General features: G+C 60.8%; 16 protein-coding genes and 1 pseudogene. 4 read left to right on the top strand and 13 right to left on the bottom strand.

What is annotated here, in order from left to right; all coding sequences use genetic code 11:
* The 6 genes from FJ428_RS21845 to FJ428_RS21870 all read right to left on the bottom strand — a co-directional run bounded on the left by FJ428_RS21845 (position 1) and on the right by FJ428_RS21870 (position 4636).
* Positions 1 to 606: a hypothetical protein gene (locus FJ428_RS21845; protein ID WP_140880129.1), complete on the bottom strand. Its 606-nt coding sequence runs from the start codon at positions 604 to 606 to the stop codon at positions 1 to 3.
* Positions 607 to 711: 105 nt separating this feature from the next.
* Complete coding sequence (locus FJ428_RS21850; protein ID WP_140880130.1) at positions 712 to 2085, bottom strand: ATP-binding protein; 1374 nt, start codon at positions 2083 to 2085, stop codon at positions 712 to 714.
* Entirely contained in the window at positions 2072 to 2749 is a 678-nt protein-coding gene (locus FJ428_RS21855; protein ID WP_140880131.1) for a winged helix-turn-helix domain-containing protein, read from the bottom strand. The genes FJ428_RS21850 and FJ428_RS21855 overlap by 14 nt, the downstream gene beginning before the upstream one ends.
* Before the next feature lie 179 nt (positions 2750 to 2928).
* Positions 2929 to 3438 carry a cytochrome b gene (locus FJ428_RS21860; protein ID WP_140880132.1) on the bottom strand — a complete coding sequence of 170 codons (510 nt, stop codon included), beginning with the start codon at positions 3436 to 3438 and terminating at the stop codon, positions 2929 to 2931.
* Between the two features lie 109 nt (positions 3439 to 3547).
* Positions 3548 to 4342: a hypothetical protein gene (locus FJ428_RS21865; RefSeq protein WP_140880133.1), complete on the bottom strand. Its 795-nt coding sequence runs from the start codon at positions 4340 to 4342 to the stop codon at positions 3548 to 3550.
* A 36-nt stretch (positions 4343 to 4378) separates the two neighbouring features.
* Positions 4379 to 4636, bottom strand: coding sequence for a hypothetical protein (locus FJ428_RS21870; RefSeq protein WP_140880134.1), 258 nt, complete (start codon positions 4634 to 4636; stop codon positions 4379 to 4381).
* A 250-nt stretch (positions 4637 to 4886) separates the two neighbouring features.
* On the opposite strand from FJ428_RS21870, the gene FJ428_RS21875 reads away from it, so the two are divergent.
* From FJ428_RS21875 to FJ428_RS21885, 3 genes are all read left to right on the top strand, one after another.
* Complete coding sequence (locus FJ428_RS21875; RefSeq protein WP_140880135.1) at positions 4887 to 5519, top strand: isoprenylcysteine carboxylmethyltransferase family protein; 633 nt, start codon at positions 4887 to 4889, stop codon at positions 5517 to 5519.
* Positions 5520 to 5783: 264 nt separating this feature from the next.
* A complete protein-coding gene (locus FJ428_RS21880; protein ID WP_140880136.1) occupies positions 5784 to 6458 on the top strand; it encodes a response regulator in 675 nt (224 codons plus the stop codon).
* A 3-nt stretch (positions 6459 to 6461) separates the two neighbouring features.
* A complete protein-coding gene (locus tag FJ428_RS21885; protein ID WP_140880137.1) occupies positions 6462 to 7853 on the top strand; it encodes a sensor histidine kinase in 1392 nt (463 codons plus the stop codon).
* A 23-nt stretch (positions 7854 to 7876) separates the two neighbouring features.
* On the opposite strand, the gene FJ428_RS21890 is transcribed toward FJ428_RS21885, so the two are convergent.
* The 6 genes from FJ428_RS21890 to FJ428_RS21915 form a co-directional block, all read right to left on the bottom strand.
* Positions 7877 to 8755, bottom strand: coding sequence for an ABC transporter permease (locus FJ428_RS21890; protein ID WP_140880138.1), 879 nt, complete (start codon positions 8753 to 8755; stop codon positions 7877 to 7879).
* An 11-nt stretch (positions 8756 to 8766) separates the two neighbouring features.
* Positions 8767 to 9576: an ABC transporter ATP-binding protein gene (locus FJ428_RS21895; protein ID WP_140880139.1), complete on the bottom strand. Its 810-nt coding sequence runs from the start codon at positions 9574 to 9576 to the stop codon at positions 8767 to 8769.
* A gap of 98 nt (positions 9577 to 9674) precedes the next feature.
* Complete coding sequence (locus FJ428_RS21900) at positions 9675 to 10688, bottom strand: ABC transporter substrate-binding protein (RefSeq protein WP_140880140.1); 1014 nt, start codon at positions 10686 to 10688, stop codon at positions 9675 to 9677.
* A 130-nt stretch (positions 10689 to 10818) separates the two neighbouring features.
* Positions 10819 to 11043, bottom strand: coding sequence for a hypothetical protein (locus FJ428_RS21905; protein WP_140880141.1), 225 nt, complete (start codon positions 11041 to 11043; stop codon positions 10819 to 10821).
* Positions 11040 to 11795, bottom strand: a complete 756-nt coding sequence (locus tag FJ428_RS21910; protein WP_140880142.1) for a COG4280 domain-containing protein — start codon at positions 11793 to 11795, stop codon at positions 11040 to 11042. Before FJ428_RS21910 ends, FJ428_RS21905 begins: the two co-directional genes overlap by 4 nt.
* A 189-nt stretch (positions 11796 to 11984) precedes the next feature.
* On the bottom strand, positions 11985 to 12527 hold the full coding sequence (locus FJ428_RS21915) for a phosphatase PAP2 family protein (protein ID WP_140880143.1): 543 nt from the start codon (positions 12525 to 12527) through the stop codon (positions 11985 to 11987).
* A 39-nt stretch (positions 12528 to 12566) separates the two neighbouring features.
* Between FJ428_RS21915 and FJ428_RS21920 the strand changes: the two genes are divergently transcribed.
* Positions 12567 to 12836: a DUF2127 domain-containing protein gene (locus FJ428_RS21920; protein ID WP_224518999.1), complete on the top strand. Its 270-nt coding sequence runs from the start codon at positions 12567 to 12569 to the stop codon at positions 12834 to 12836.
* A 20-nt stretch (positions 12837 to 12856) separates the two neighbouring features.
* On the opposite strand, the pseudogene FJ428_RS21925 reads toward FJ428_RS21920, so the two are convergent.
* A pseudogene (locus FJ428_RS21925) lies at positions 12857 to 15822 on the bottom strand (Tn3 family transposase).
* Positions 15823 to 15836 lie beyond the last annotated feature (14 nt).

Below are 15836 nucleotides of genomic sequence, written 5' to 3' on the forward strand. Positions count from 1 at the left end.
TCACTTCCACCGCAACGAGTTGGACATCAACTGCCACTGGTCGACATTGTCGGCGCCCTTTGGCGCATAGAGTTCGAGCGTGACGAGCTTGCCGCCCTTGAAATAGAGGTAGCGCTCGTTCTCCAGGCGGATCTGCTTGTTGGTCACCGCGTTCGGTTCGGAGTTGGACGTGTAGACGATGCGGATTGCCGGCCCCGCCGGCAGCTTGACCTGCTTGACCGCCGTTACCCGGATGGCTCGACCGGTGGATTGCAGCTTCGGAACATAGTCCGCCTTGACGCTGTCGACGGTCGGCGCGGCGTCCGCCTTCGCCGCGGAGACAACGACGCCGTCGAGCTTGTCGACGAAACTGGCGCCGTCCGCATGATCCGACCGCGCCCAACCCTCCGGCACCTTCATGGTGAAGCCTTGAGGCGAGACATAGTCGATGAAGACCTGCGTATCGGGAATGTCGCCAGGAGGGTTCTTTTCCGCGGGGACGACCTTTTCGGCCGCCAACGCCGGCAGATTTCCGAAACCTGGAACGAGCGCGCCGGCAGCGCCCAGACATGCCGCCACGGTAAGGATCGGCAGAATCCGGTTGATTTTTCGATGAGCGGAGATCATTTGAGCGGCCTTTCGAGTTGAACGGCGAATGCACCCACTATCGCGCGTCAAGCTTACAGGCATGTCGCCTGGTTCATACGGATTGGTAAGCTTGGAGGGCGGTGCCTAGCCAGCCGACGATTTAGCAGCGGGGAAACTGACCACCACCGCGAGGCCGGGCTGACGGTCTTCCAAGGCAATGGATGCGCCGTGCAGATCGGCTATGGCGCGCACCAGGCTAAGCCCAAGGCCGCTGCCGGGCGTCGAGCGGCTGTTGTCGAGCCGGTAGAGCCTCTGGAACACTTTTTCGCGCTCCTCGGTTGGAATGCCGGGGCCGTCATCGCTGACTTTCGCAAGAATGCGGTCATCCCTAGGGATCACCGACAATTCGATGGCAGTGCCTGCCGGGCAATGCCGCAAGGCGTTCTCCACCAGATTGGCGAACATCTGCGTCAACAATTCCCAATCGCCGTGGATCTGGCATTGTTTGCCTTGAAAGATCTTTGCCGTCAGCGACTTTCCGTCATCCTCGGCAACGTCGGCATAGATTTCAGCAATGCTCTCGACGACGCCATTGACGTCCAGATCGATGAAGCGCGCCTTGCGCGCGCCGGCCTCGATCTGGGCGATGCGCAGAAGCGCGTCGAACGTCTCGTTGATCTGAAGACCTTCCGCGCGCGCTTCCGCCAAATCATCCGAAACCTCCTCGCCCAAAGCGGTCCTATCGGCGGAGGCTTCCAAAATCATCTGCAGGCGGTTCAGCGGTGTCTTCAGATCATGGGCGATGTTGGCGCTGACCTGCTTCATGCCTTCGACCAGCGCCGACAGCCGGTCGAGAGCAGCGTTGACCTGCGCGGAAACCCCGTCGATATCGTCGCCGTTGCCAACCAAGGGGATACGGGCGTCAAGCCGGCCATGCGACACGTCGACCATGGTGGCGGCAATGCCGTCGAGGCGGCGCTGGACACGCGACGCCAGCAAGGCGCCGCCGGCCACCGCCAGACCGGAAATGATGAGGGTTCCCCAGCCGAAGCTCATCAGCACGATGGTTTCCAGCTCCTGGGTCTCGGCAAGGCTGAAGGCGACCGTCAGATTGTTTCCGCCAACCGAACCGGACCAGGCCCGGTAGACGGTGCCGACCGGCACGCCCGGCATGGTGGCGTCAAACATCGAGAAGCCGTCGGGTAGGTCCGCCGCGGTGAAGTTTCCGGCGAGATGATTGCCGGTTGGACCGGTCAGCGAGAACAGCTGCTCCTTCTTGGTTGAGAGCGTGGCATGGCTGTCGACCGTGGCAACCAGATCCTCCAGGTCGCTTTCGGCATAAGTTGCCGCCACCACGGAATAGGTCTCCTTGATGGATTCATCGAGCCGCTGGGCAAGGTCGGCGCTCATCAGCTGATAGACGATGGCGCCGGACAGGATAAAGGCGAGTACGAACAGGAAGGCGAAGGTCAGGGCAAGCCGGAAAGGCGTGCTGCGCAGCAGGCTAAATTGGCGCATGCAAACTGTAGCCGGTGTTGCGGACAGTATGGATAAGCTGGGTCTCGAACGGCTTGTCGATCTTGGTCCGCAGCCGGCTGATATGGGTCTCGACGACGCTGGTCTTGGGATCGAAATGGAAATCCCAGACGCGTTCCAGCAGCATGGTCCGGGTAATCACCCGGCCTTCGCCGCGCATCAGCACTTCGAGCAGGCTGAATTCCCGCGGCTGCAGGTCGATCGCCTGACCCTGCCTGGTGACGCGGCGCATGATCAGGTCCATTTCGAGATCAGCGACCCGCAAGGCGGTCTTCTGCTCCTGCGCCGCCGGCCGGCGGCCAAGGGCGTTGATGCGGGCAAGCAACTCGGAAAAGGCGAACGGCTTGACGAGGTAATCGTCGCCGCCGGCTTCGAGGCCCTCGACCCGGTCGTCGACGCCGCCGACCGAGGTCAAGAAGATCGCCGGCGTCCGCACGCCGGCGGCCCGCACCGCCTTGATCATCGACAGGCCGTCCAGGCCGGGGATCATCCTGTCAGCAATGATCACGTCATAGGCGTCGCGTGTCGCGGCAAACAGCGCGTCATGGCCGTTGCGCAACAGGTCGCAAACATGCCCGGCTTCGCTTAGTCCCTTGACGACGTAGTCGGCAGTCCGTGGATCATCCTCAATAAGGAGAAGTCGCATCTCTGTTCCGGTCTGTTGCCGAGGCTTTGTCAGCGCGGCATGCTAGCATCGGCAGCCGCCCGTTCCTAGAAATACCTGTTCCTGGAATATGGGATCATGAGCCGAGATCGAAACTCGCCGTGAACGTGTCATGGGCTGCCTTTCCGTCACGGCTTGAGGCCTTTGAAAATGGTCCGAAATCATCTGGCCGGATCTCGCGCGGGGACAAACATCCTGCGCAGCACTGCGTCCTTCAGGACAAAATGATGGAAGAGTGCGGCGCCGGCATGGACGCAGATCAGGACGATGAACACCGGTTTTGCCCAGCCATGTATATCGCCCATCCAGCGCCAGAGATAAAAGGCCAGAAGCCCGGAAACGGGAACGGCGACGAGAAGGCCATAGAACAGCACATGCGTTGCTCGTGAGGCGAGAGCCATCCATTTCGGCATTGTCGATTGCGGCTTGGGCGCACCGATAAAGAGGCGCACGGCCAGACGCACGAACACTAGCAACAAGATCGCCAGGCCGACCCAGTAATGGGCGGACCCCATGGTCTGCTCGCTGGACGACAGTCGGCGTCCGTCCGCTACCGCATCGACGTAGATTGTCATGCTTTCCCCGAACAGGAGCTGGAACAGGACAAGCGCCGCTATCGTCCAATGCAGGCTAATCTGGAGGCCGCTATAACCGGATTTCTTGGAGTTCATTCTTCTGTCCATGGTGAGCGCGATAGCTGTGATGGCGATCCACGGCAGGGATCCGTTGCCATTTTGGCGCGTTCTCGTCGCGTCCGGCGGGCGTGCAGATGCTTGATTCCTACTCCGATTCAAGCAGGATTTTGTCGGCCTCGTCGGCGTCCTTCTTCAGGCTCATGTAGAGAACCAGGGCGACGATGCAGCCAAGGAAGAGGATGCTGGTCAAGGTGGTGCCAAAGCCGAGGCCGCCATATTCGACCGGCTGCGAGAGCAGGTCGCCGAATGAAGCGCCCAGCGGCCGCGTCAGAATATAAGCGAGCCAGAAGGCAAGGATGCCGTCCAGTTTGCGACCATAGTAGGCAAGTGCGATAAGCGCGATGACGCCGCCAAACAACAGGCCGGTGGTGAGGTAGCCCATGTCGAACTTTTCGGCGACCAGATCGCCTGCCGCGGTGCCGAGCGAAAAGGTGAACAGGATCGCCAGCCAGTAGAATATCTCACGCCTGGTGGTGAAGATGGTGTGGATCGACAGCGTTCTTTCGCTGGCGTACCAGACCGCGAAAGTCGCCGCGAGCGCAATGCTGAACGCAATGGTCGTCGTTTCGAGCCGCACGCCGAAATTGTCGACAAGGTTGTCTGTCACCAGCGTGCCGACGATGCTGATCAGCACCACCGCAAGCCAATAGGCCCATGGCACATAGCGTTTCTGGGCGAACTGCAGGATGAGGGCGACAACCAGGATGCCGGTCATGATCAGCGATGTGACCGTCAAACCAAGGCCGAGATTGACCGCGAGATAGTCGGCCGCCGTCTCGCCCATGGTCACCGCCAGGAGCTTGATCAGCCAGAAATCGACGGTGACATCGGGAACCCGGTTAAGTGCAGGCGCGAAACGTTGGGCGGCTGGCGAGAGCATGGCTGTATCCTGTCGTTGACGGGGAGGGGGGTGGACTTACTTGCCCAGGATTTTCATGGCCTGAGCGAAGAAGTCGTCGGCGCGCTTGTCGTCGTCGGCGTTGCAGCGCTCGATGCCCTTGGTCTCCAGCTCGGAAACCTTCGCCTTGTCCGCATCGCCGATTTTGGCTTCGGCTTCCGCGGCGCGCAGGGTCTTGAGCGTCTCTTCGCAAGGCGCCGGCGCGGCGGAGGCGGATGCAATCGGGCTGGCGATAGCAAGTGCTGTGAGCGCGAAAGCGAGAACCAGTCTGTTCATGGGATGATTTTCCTGTTTGGCGCCGGTCTCCCGGCGTCGAGCTCCGGCCAGGCCGACCGGCACAGCGACCATAGGGACGCGACCTCACCGGCATCTGTCTCGTAGTTTACATTTTCGTAAGAATGGGCGCGGAAGCGACAAAAACGCGCCCGACGTCTCGCCAGCAATCGGCAGAAAGAGTAGTGGCTAATGCCGGGCGCACATGCCTTTGCCCGGTTCCACAGGCTTGCCGGGCGCGCGAGAAACACCAATGACCTATGCTTCTTCCAAGCCGTCACCGAAGGCGTTCAACCAGCACAAGCGCCTGATCGTTGTCCAGGTGGCGGCCGTGCTCGCCATAGTGCTGCTGTTGTTTGCCAAGCCTTTCCTGAGCGAAGCGTCGAGCGGACACGAGCTCATCGAACTGCTCGGCTGCGTCCTCATCCTCATCTGCGTCGGCGGCCGTCTGTGGAGCATTCTCTATGTCGGCGGCAAGAAGAACGCCGAACTGATTTCCGCCGGGCCATTTTCGATGACCCAGAACCCTCTCTATTTCTTCTCCACGTTGGGCGCGGTGGGCATCGGGTTGATGTATGGATCCATCGTGGTGGCCGCGGCATTGGGCCTGGTCAGTTTCGTGGTTTTCCGGGTGACGGCGCGCAAGGAAGGTGAATTCCTGCTGCAAAAGTTTGGCCCCGCTTACACGGCGTATGCTGAGCGAACGCCGCGCTTCTGGCCGAACCCGTTTCTGTTTGCCGACCAAGCCGAACGGCAGTTCTCAACGCATGCCTTGAAGCGGACGTTCTATGACGGGCTTTATTTCCTTGCCATCTTCCCCGCGATCGAGATGATCGAGTATTTCAGAGCCAGCGGCTTTCTGCCCACGTTTTTCACGCTCTATTGATCAATATTGATCAATGCATAAGTCTGCTGCCATTCGTCATGCTCGCCGCTATCAGCTGGAACATAAGAGCACCGACTAATTTTCGGCACATCGCGCAATGCAGACCGGAATTTACGACATCGGATGGTCATTTACCGGGAAGGGCACTAAGCGGGACGGCGGTCCGCGGAAAACCCATCTCCCAACATTGGCCAAAGCATTTTTGCCGGACCATGATGTAAGCACTCTTTCGCGATGTGGCTATCGTGCGCCGAGACGGATTAAATGCGTATCTTACTTGCGGAAGACAACCGCGAATTGTCGACATGGCTGGCGCGCCTGCTGCGGCGCGACAATTACGTGATCGATTGCGTCTTTCGCGGCGATGATGCCGATGCCGCCCTGGCAAGCCAGGACTACGCTTTGGTGATCCTCGACCTGGCGTTGCCGCATCTCGACGGCATCGAGGTGCTGCGGCGGCTGCGAGGCCGCGGCACCACGACGCCGGTCATCATTCTCACCGCCAACGATGCCGTATCGAGTCGGGTCCGTGGCCTCGACAGCGGCGCCGACGACTATCTGGTCAAACCGTTCAATGTCGACGAATTCGAAGCGCGCGTCCGTGCGCAGCTCAGACGCGGGCGGGCGAATTTCGATCCCATGGTGCGGTTTGGTAGACTCGCCTTCGACACACAAGGGCGGACCTTCGTGCTCGGTGATACACCGCTTCATCTGACGGCCAGGGAACACGCCGTGCTTGAAACGCTGATCATGCGCGCCGGCCGGCCAGTGCAGAAGACCGTGTTGGCCGAGAACATCTTTGGCATCGACGACGAGACGAACCCGAATGCCCTGGAAATTTGTATCCATCGCGTCAGGAAGAAGCTCGAGGGCAGCGGCATGGCCATCACCACGCTTCGCGGTCTCGGCTACGCCCTCAAAATCGACGATGGCCAATAGACGATGGCCAGCAGAAGCCTCCAGCGTGAACTGCTCGGCTGGCTGGTCGTGCCACTGACGGCGGTCGTCTCGTTCAACGTGTGGACGACTTACAAAAACGCAGCGGAAACCGCCAATCTGATAACAGATCGAACCCTTCTGGCGTCGGCCCGGGTGATCGCGGAAAACATTCGCGAGAATGACGGTGTGCTGGAAGCGCCGATCCCGCCGGCGGCGCTGGAAATGTTCGCCTCCGATCAGCCCGACCGCGTCGTCTACCGCGTGACGACGCCGCGCGGCCAGGTCATTGCCGGCTATCCCGACGTCATCGCGCCGCCAGGGCAGCCCGTTGATCTCAAACCGGTCTATTTCGAAACAACGTTTCGCGACCAGCCTGTCCACGCGGTTGCCATTGCCCAGCCTATCGTTAGCAAGCAGAATCCGGGCAATGCGATGGTGGCGGTCGGTCAGACGCTGAGAGCGCACGATAAGCTGATGACCAGCCTGTGGCTGAAGGCGCTGCGCGATCAGGTGCTGCTCGTCGCCGCTGCCGGCCTGCTCGGCGTTTTCGGGCTGCGCCGCGGCCTGGCGCCGATCCTGCGGCTTCGCAACGATGTGATGGAGCGCGATCCTGCGGAGCTGAAACCTTTCGCCGCCGACACCGTCCAGAGCGAATTGCGGCCGCTTGTCGAGGCGCTGAACGAGGCCTTCGATCGCATCCAGCGCCAGATAGCCACGCAGAGGCGGTTCGTCGCCAACGCCGCGCACCAGTTACGCACGCCGCTGGCGCTGTTGAAGACGCAAGTCAGCGTCGGCCTGCGCGAACGCGATATCGGCACCAAGGATGAAGTTCTGGCCGCGGTCGACATGTCGGTCGATGGCATGGCGCACCTGTCGAACCAGCTTCTTTCACTTGCTCGCGCCGAGCAGGGCAGTGCGTCGCTGATGAAATCCGAGGTCGATTTCGGCGCCGTGGCCAGGGATGCCCTCGAGGGGTTGGCGCAGGCGGCACTGGCGCGCAATATCGACCTCGGCTTCGAGTCCGGGGAAGATGGCTTGGCTGTGTGGGGACATCCAACCTTGCTGCGCGAGCTGGTCGTCAACCTGGTCGACAACGCCCTGCGCTACACGCCGCAAGGCGGCTCGGTCACGGTAGGTATTGGCCACGAGGCGGGCTGGGTCGTGCTGCAGGTGGAGGACACCGGACCCGGCATTCCTGACGGCGACCGGGAAAAGGTGTTCGAGCGCTTTTTCCGTGGCTCCGAGGCCGGCAGCGAAGGCACCGGCCTGGGTCTTGCCATCGTGCGCGAGATCGTCTCCTCGCATGACGGCCAAGTCGAACTCGCCAATCGCCGGCCGCAGCCTGGATTGAGTGTGCAGGTCAGGCTGCCGGCCCACCCGCCAGCCCAGACTTGATTCAGCCCTGAACTCTCCGCAGCTTACTGCGTCTCGTGCAGGGGCTGGGGACGCCACTTCGCCAGCCGGTCCTCGACCAGCGTCATCAGATATTCCGCGCCGAGCGCCACCACCATGACGATGACGATCGCGGCATACATGCCGGCGGCGTCGAAGGAACCCTTGGCGATGTTGATCAGCAGGCCGATGCCGTAGCGCGAGCCGACGAACTCGCCGACGATGGCGCCGATGATGGCAAAGCCGAAGCTGACATGCAGGCTGGCGAAGATCCAGCTCATCGCCGACGGTACGATCACCGAACGGGTCAATTGCCAATTGGAGGCACCGAGGATGCGGGCATTGGCGATCATCGCCCGGTCGGCTTCCCGCACGCCCTGGAAGGCGTTATGGAAGACGACGAAAAAAACCATGACGAAGGCCAGCGCCACTTTCGAGGCCAGCCCAAGACCCAGGATCATGATGAAGATTGGCGCCAGCACCACGCGAGGAATGGAGTTGATGACTTTGATGTAAATGGAAAAAATGTCGGCGGCCATGCGGTTGCGGCCGAGTGCTACGCCGATGATGATGCCGGCGACCGATCCGGTGACGAAGCCGATCGTGGCTTCCTCCATGGTCACATAGAGATGGTACCAGAGCGGTCCTTCGGACGTACCCTCAGTTGTCCATTCGTAGAGCCGTTCGGCAATCGTGCTCGGCATCGCGTAGAAGAACGGATCGATCCAGGCGAGGCGGGCGGCGATCTCCCACAGGGCGAGGAACACGACGAGAATGGCGATCCGCCAGAAGATCACCGTGCGACGCCGCTGCGTTGCTGCCTTGGCGGCGGCGGCTTCGATTTCGGCGTCCGAGGTTCCCGGCCTGAAGCTTCCGGTGCTGATGTCGATGGCAGCATCAGTCATGATGTTCTCCCTCAGGCCGCGGCGCGTGCATAGCTGGTCTCGACCTCTTCCTTGAGATCGGCCCAGATCGTGCGCGAATAATCGATGAAGCTCTGTTCGTAGCGTATATCGGCGACGACGCGCGGCCGCGGCAGATCGATGGTGTAGACCGACTTCACCGTCGCCGGCCCGGCGGTCAGTACATAGACCTTGTCGGCGAGCGCGATCGCCTCTTCCAGATCGTGGGTGACGAAGACCACGGAGGCCTTGGCCTCGGACCAGAGGCGCAACAGCTCTTCATGCATGAGAACGCGTGTCTGCACGTCGAGCGCGGAAAACGGCTCATCCATGAGAAGAATCTCGGGGCCGTTGATGAAGGTCTGGGCGAGCGCCACGCGCTTGCGCATGCCGCCCGAAAGCTGGTGTGGATAATGCTGCTCGAACCGCGACAGGCCGACGCGCGCCAGCCAGTCGCGCGCCGCGGCCTGGGCTTGCGCTTTAGGCTTGCCGCGAAAAAGCGGTCCGGCCATCACGTTCTCGATCACCGTGCGCCAGGGGAACAAAGCGTCGGTCTGGAACACGAAGCCAATACGCGGGTCTATCCCCTTGACGGGACCGCCCATCACGCGAACCTCGCCGGCGCTTGGGCTTGCCAGACCGGTGATCAGGTTCAGGGTCGTCGACTTTCCGCAACCTGTCGGGCCGACGACAGCGACGAATTCGCCACGCTCGACCGTCATGGTGAAGTCGCGCAGCGCTGTCAGCGATTTTCCGGTGGGGGAGAGGAAGCGGCGGCTGACGTTGATCAGCTCGATCGCCGGAACGGTTTTTTCGGCAGCCATGATGAAGACACTCCAAGACCCAACGGTCGCCGCGCGGGAGATCGCCGGACGCAGAAACAGGATGGATGCCGGCGCGAGGCTCGCGCCGGCGATGTCGGCTATTTCACGTTCTTGACGAACTCGGTGGTGTAGGTCTTCGACAGGTCGATCTGCTTGCCCTGTAGGTCCTTCTTGAAGGCTGAGAGCACGGTCAGCACCGTTTCCGGGCCGCCTTCCGGCATGACACCATCGGCGGTGAACATTGCCTTGCCCGAGTCCAGCGCCTTCACATAGCCTTCCTTGTCGCCGACATAGTAGTCCTTCGGCATCTTGTCGGCGATCTCGGCGCCGCTATGGGTGTTGATGAACTTCAGTGTCTTGACGAAGGCATTGGCCAGCTTCTGCACCGTCTCCTTGTGGGCGTCGACCCAGTCGGTCTGCATGTAGAGGGAAGCAGCCGGATAGGTGCCGCCGAGCGCGGCTTTGGTGCCTTCCATCGTACGCATGTCGACAAGAATAGAAGCTTCGCCGGTCTTCAGAAGCCGGGTGATAGTCGGCTCGGTCGTCATGCCGGCCTGGATCTTGTCCTGCTGCATGGCTGCGATGAAGGTGTTGCCGGCGCCGACCGGAACCGAGGTGAATTCGCCGAGCTTCAGGCCGTTCTTGACGGCAAGATATTCAGTCAGGAAGTTTGTCGAGGAGCCGAGGCCAGTCACGCCCAGGCTCATGCCCTTGAAGTCGGCGGGCGATTTGATCTCGGGATGCTTTGTTGAAACGAGCTCGACTTCGCCGGGCGCCTGGCTGAACTGGACGACGGATTCGACGAATTTGCCCTTCGCCTGCAGGTCGATGCTGTGGTCGTAGAAACCGACCACGGCCTGCACGGCACCGGCCAGCATCTCGTTTTCGGCATCGACGCCGGCTGGCTCGTTCAGCAATTCGACGTCGAGACCCTCGTCCTTGAAGTAGCCGAGTCCTTCCGCCAGCTTGGCGGGCAGGTAGATCTGCTTCTCGTAGCCGCCCACCATGATCGAGATCTTTTCATCGGCGCGAGCCGATGGTGCGGACAGGGCCATTGTGGCGACGAGTGCGATTGTAGCGGCTGAATCAAGCAGTGTTCGCTTAAGCGACATGGCCTCTTCCCTTGTTTCGTTTCCCGCGTCCCTCTCTTCTCCCATCGCTTTTGCGACATTTGCGGGGACGCCTGCCAATGTCTATGGCATCAACCTTTCATCAACCTTTCAAACGGGAACGCGAACGGCTTCAAGGTTTGGAGTTCTGCCGGAGTTGTGCGGCGCGGCGAACGCTTTGCAGCAGTATGGCGAGGCAACCCAACAGCAGCAGGCCGCCGCCGAGCAGAGGCGGCAGCGCCAACAGCTTCACCACCGCCGTGATGACGGCCACCAGGACTAGCGCCAGCAGCGCCAGACTGCCATCATCGACGAACATGCCGAAGAATTCCTTGGCCGCGAGACGACTGACGTTCATCGGGCAAGCCCTCCTGTGAGTTCGGGGTAGGCACCGCGCAGCCAGCGCACCATGGCAAACGACGCCAGCGCGACGATGGCGAAAATGGCGAGCAAAGCGAGATCGGCCCCCGGCCAGTCGGCGCCGATGCCTTCGCCGGTCCAGAAGATGCCGAAGCTGGTCAGCATCAGCCCGACGACGAATTTGAGCGCATTCTCCGGCACCCGCGCCAATGGCCGGTGGACCGCCAGGCCGATAAGCATCACCAGGATGAACGCCGCCAGCGCGCCCAGGCTGGCGTAAAGCGTCTGCCCGTGCGCTGCGCCGACGGCAATGACTATGAACACCACTTCGACGCCTTCGAGCAACACCGCCTTGAACGACGCCAGCCCGGCGAGGTAGTCGGCCCGGCGGTCGTTGGCCTGCTGGTGCAAGGCGGCGGTTTCCCTGGAGAACGCTGCCTCTTCGTCATGCAGGGCGATGACACCAACACTGCGCAGAATGGCCTTTCGCAGCCAGCGCATGCCGAACAGGGTCAGCAGCACCCCGACAACGAACTGCAGCGTGGTGATGGGTACGAGCGCCAGCAGCGGGCCGAACGCCAGCACCAGTGCCGTGAGCACCGCCAGCGCCAGTGCGACGCCAGTCAGCGCCGGGCGCCAGCTGCGCGTCACCCCGACAGCAAGCACGTTGGTGAAGGCCTCGACGACCTCGACGAAGGACGCCAGGAATGCCGCCGTGACGGTCGAAAGGATGGGTGTCAGTGTCTGCATGGAGGTTTCCTGTCTCGTTCGACCGAATGCCCATCGCAACCTCTGACATCCGGGATATTGCTACGGCCGTTTGAATCCGCCCATCGCGCCGCGATCAACTCGTGAATTCGCCGACCTCAACTAAGGCCGCCGCCGCCTTGAACCTCGACGTTTTGATAGCTGCTCGTCTCATTGTTTGCATACAAGGAGCTAGAGAATTCTCGTCACCAGATTGTCCAGCCGGGTGTTCTCACGATAGGCCAATCGGACCACAACGGCACCTAAGACGCCAGTGATGCCGCCGCCGACCACGTCGGTGACGTAGTGGGTGCCAATGTAAATTCTCGACCAGCATATTAGGAATGCCATGATCATGAATGCCAGCGTCCGGCGCGGCAGAGCTTGCGTCGCAAAGGCCGCAACGATCGCAGTAGATGCCGTCGCGTGGTCGGACGGGAACGACCAGTCGGCGCTGGGCGCAATCAACAGATGCGACACGCCGGCATCGTAGGGCCGTACCCTGTGCTCGAACAGGAGAATGAACTGGTTAATCGCCAGACCGACCAGAAACGCCAGACCGGACGACACTGCTGCGTGACGAACATGGTAGCGGTCGGCGTTCGCCCACCATTGCACAACCACAGCCAGCACCATGAGCGGAACGCCGATTTGTGAGGCGCCAATCATTGCTTTATCCAGAACCGGGTGAAGCCCGGCTGCGGCGTTGATCCAGCGGGTGAGAGATGCATCCATTCGTTCTTGCCTCCGTTATTGTCGATCGCGAGGTGAATTGTGAAAGCAGTCGACGAACGCCACATCCATCAGATTTTTGAGGTCAGTGTCTGGCTCAAGGGTGCGCACGCCTTGATCGAATGCCTTGGCGGTGTCCTGCTTTATCTCGTCACCACGGACACCATTGCCTCGTGGGTCAATGCTTTCACCCAAGAGGAGTTGACCGAAGATCCGCACGATTTCATAGCTGGCTATCTGTCGCAGATGGCAAGCCATTTTTCCTTCGCCAGTAAGGGGTCAGAACAAGAGCAGTGCGAAATCGTACGCTAAGGTCGAACCGAGCGTGAACGTCATGCGGCGTGGCGTAACCGAGCCGGAAGTCTGAGCGACCGGAAGCCTTCAGGCATTTGATGCTCTGCATCCCAGGTGTAGATGCCGGTCAGATTGATGTGTTCCCAGCTCAGCGGCGAGACGTGCTTGAGCAGATGGCCCGGGATCTCGCGATGCATTTTGCGTAAGTGGGTGACGGCCCGTTCGATATAGATCGTGTTCCAATGCACGATCGCGCTAACGACGAGGTTGAGGCCGGAGGCGCGGAACGCCTGGCTTTCGAATGATCGGTCACGGATTTCACCACGCTCGTGGAAAAAGACGGCGCGCTTCAGCTTATGCGCGGCCTCGCCCTTGTTGAGGCCAGCTTGGCACCTTCGCCGCAGTGCCGGGCTTGAGTACCATTCGATCATGAAGAGCGATCGCTCGATCCGACCGAGTTCGCGTAGAGCTCTGGCGAGTTGGCTTTCCTTCGGAGATGCGGACAGCTTCTTCAGGATCGTAGACGGCACCACAGATCGCGTCGTGATCGACGCCGCCAGATGGAGCAGATCGTCCCAATGGTCGAGAATCAGGGTGGTGTTGATCGGTGCCCCGATATGGTTCGACAGCGCCGGGTATGCATCGCCTTTCTCGAATGTGTGGAATTTCCGGTCTTTAAGATTGCGCAGTCGCGGTGCGAAGCGTTTGCCGATCAGAGCGAATAGCCCAAAGACGTGATCGCTCGCGCCGCCGGTGTCCGTGAAGTGCTCTTGGATGTCGAGGATTGTGTCCTGGTCGAATAGCCCATCGAGCACATAGGCGGCCTCGCTTTCGGTCGGACTGATGGGCAGAATGCTGAAGTAGCCATACTGATCGGAAAGATGGCTGTAAAATTTCGATCCGGGTTCGCTGCCATAGTGCAGATTGACCTCACCGCGCTTTGCGGCACGGTCGCTCGCGCGGAAGAATTGGCCATCGGACGATGATGTTGTTCCGTTGCCCCACAGTCGAGAATGCGGATGTCGGGTGTGTGCATCGGTGATACATGCTTGCGCCGCCCGATAGGTCTCGGACCGCGCGTGGAAGGTACGCATCCAGCCGATCTGGTGCGCGCTGATGCCCGTGGACGCGCTCACCATTCGCTTCGGACCGAGGTTGGTCGCATCGGCCAGCACGCCGGCCAGCATGGCCGAGACATTTCTTGGGACGTCGCCGGTGCGAACATGCGTGAAGAAATCCGCAAAGCCGGTCCATTCATGCACTTCCCTCAGCAGGTCGGGAACTTCGACCAACGGATACAACTCGCTGATCTCGGCATTCAATTCTTCGGCTGCGGCAGGCACCTCACCGGCGATCGGCGTGACGATCAACGTTCCATTTTCAAGACGAACACCTTCGAGCTTTCCGGACCGCGCTCTATGCGCCAGACGCTTCAGGTTGAAGTCGAGCATGTGACGCGCTTCGGCAAGCCACTGCGCGCCGTCACCTTGGACGCCCAGTCCAAGGCGGTCCTCCTCCTTCATGGACGTGAATGTTGACCGCGGCATCAGATGCTCGTCGATCGGCCGGAAGGATCGGCTGCCATCGACCCAAATGTCCGCAGATCTAAGCCGGTCCCGCAAAGCCGCGAGCGTCGCAATTTCATAGAGACGACGATCAGGTTTGTCCTGGCCGAAGATGAGCTTTCGATCGGACTGGCTTAGGTGAGTGACGGGAACGCGATCCGGAAGTGTCCGACGCTTCACGGCATAGAGGCCTTTCAGGACCGAAATTGCCGCAAGAAGGGGATCGTGGCGGCGCGCTGAGCGGAACGTGAACGCCTGTAGGAACGCACCGGCATATTTGTTGACGGTCGCATATTGCTCTGCCGCCAAGGTCAAGGGTGACGCCTCGTTGTCTTCGACCATCGACTCAAGCTCAGGCTTGATTCGGAGCAGGCGGTGCCACCCGACTTCCTGATCGAGAACCTCCAATGCGTTCCGGCCATAGTCGTTCGCGGATTGGAGAGCAGTGATGGTTTGGAGGAACATGCGCAGCGCCTTGGCGGTATCCGGCCCGCAGTCCATGTGCCGCTGCTATTGGCTTGCGAGAACAGCCGACCTATCAGCTTGATGAACATCGACACTGCATCGTCCGTGAGCTTCTGGCCGAGCTTGATAATCTGCGCCACGATCAGGGCGTGTCGACGGCTGGTATTGAAGTCGTTGGCCAGCCATGCCGGTGTGGCGTTGCCCTCACGGATCATCTGATCCCACCGTCCGGAGGATATGCGCATCTGCAATTTCGGATCGATCTCCAGCGTGCGCAGGAAGGCGATCCGTTCGGTCAGCCCAATCAGGTTCGAAGCACCAGGCGCATCCGGCGCCGATCTCAGCCAATGAAAGCGCGTCTGCCCGACGGCCGGGTCAACCTCCAACAGCCTGTCCAAAAATGTAAGCCGTTCGGGCGGGATACCTTCGACGAGTTCTTTCTCAGCCCGTCGGCGAGCTATCGCGCGACCGCCGAGGCCGATCTTCTCGATGGAATGCAGCGAGGGCAGGAGTGCGTTTCGTTTCCGGAACTCGGCAATGACTGCTGTCGCGATCGGCAACCCGTGATCGCCATGGGCCGCCGCGTCGATTGCAGCCACAAGGGCGGCGCGACGATCGTCTCTAGATGCAGTCCGGAGACCGAGGTAAGCCATCAACGATCGGCTGTGATCGAAGCGCGTCTGTACTCGATGGGCATAGAAGGCGTAGAGGCGCGCGTCGATACCAAGCTGATCCGCAAGATAGTCGATCACAGCCGCGGGTGGCTGCTCGTTATCCCACAAGAGCCGCCCCGTTTGTCGCATCGTGCAGAGTTGAACGGCGAAGCCCAGCTTGTTCTGCGGTCGCCGGCGGAGTTCGCATTCCAATCTATCTGACGGGTCCAGTGTAAAGTGACGGATCAGACTATCCTCGTCCGTCGCTATGCCCAGAAGTATCGCCGCTTCCTTTGAACTGACAAGCCGTCTTCTACCCACTCGCCTTCTCCCTC

The organism is Mesorhizobium sp. B2-8-1 (assembly GCF_006440955.1).
In the GTDB taxonomy this organism is placed as follows: domain Bacteria; phylum Pseudomonadota; class Alphaproteobacteria; order Rhizobiales; family Rhizobiaceae; genus Mesorhizobium.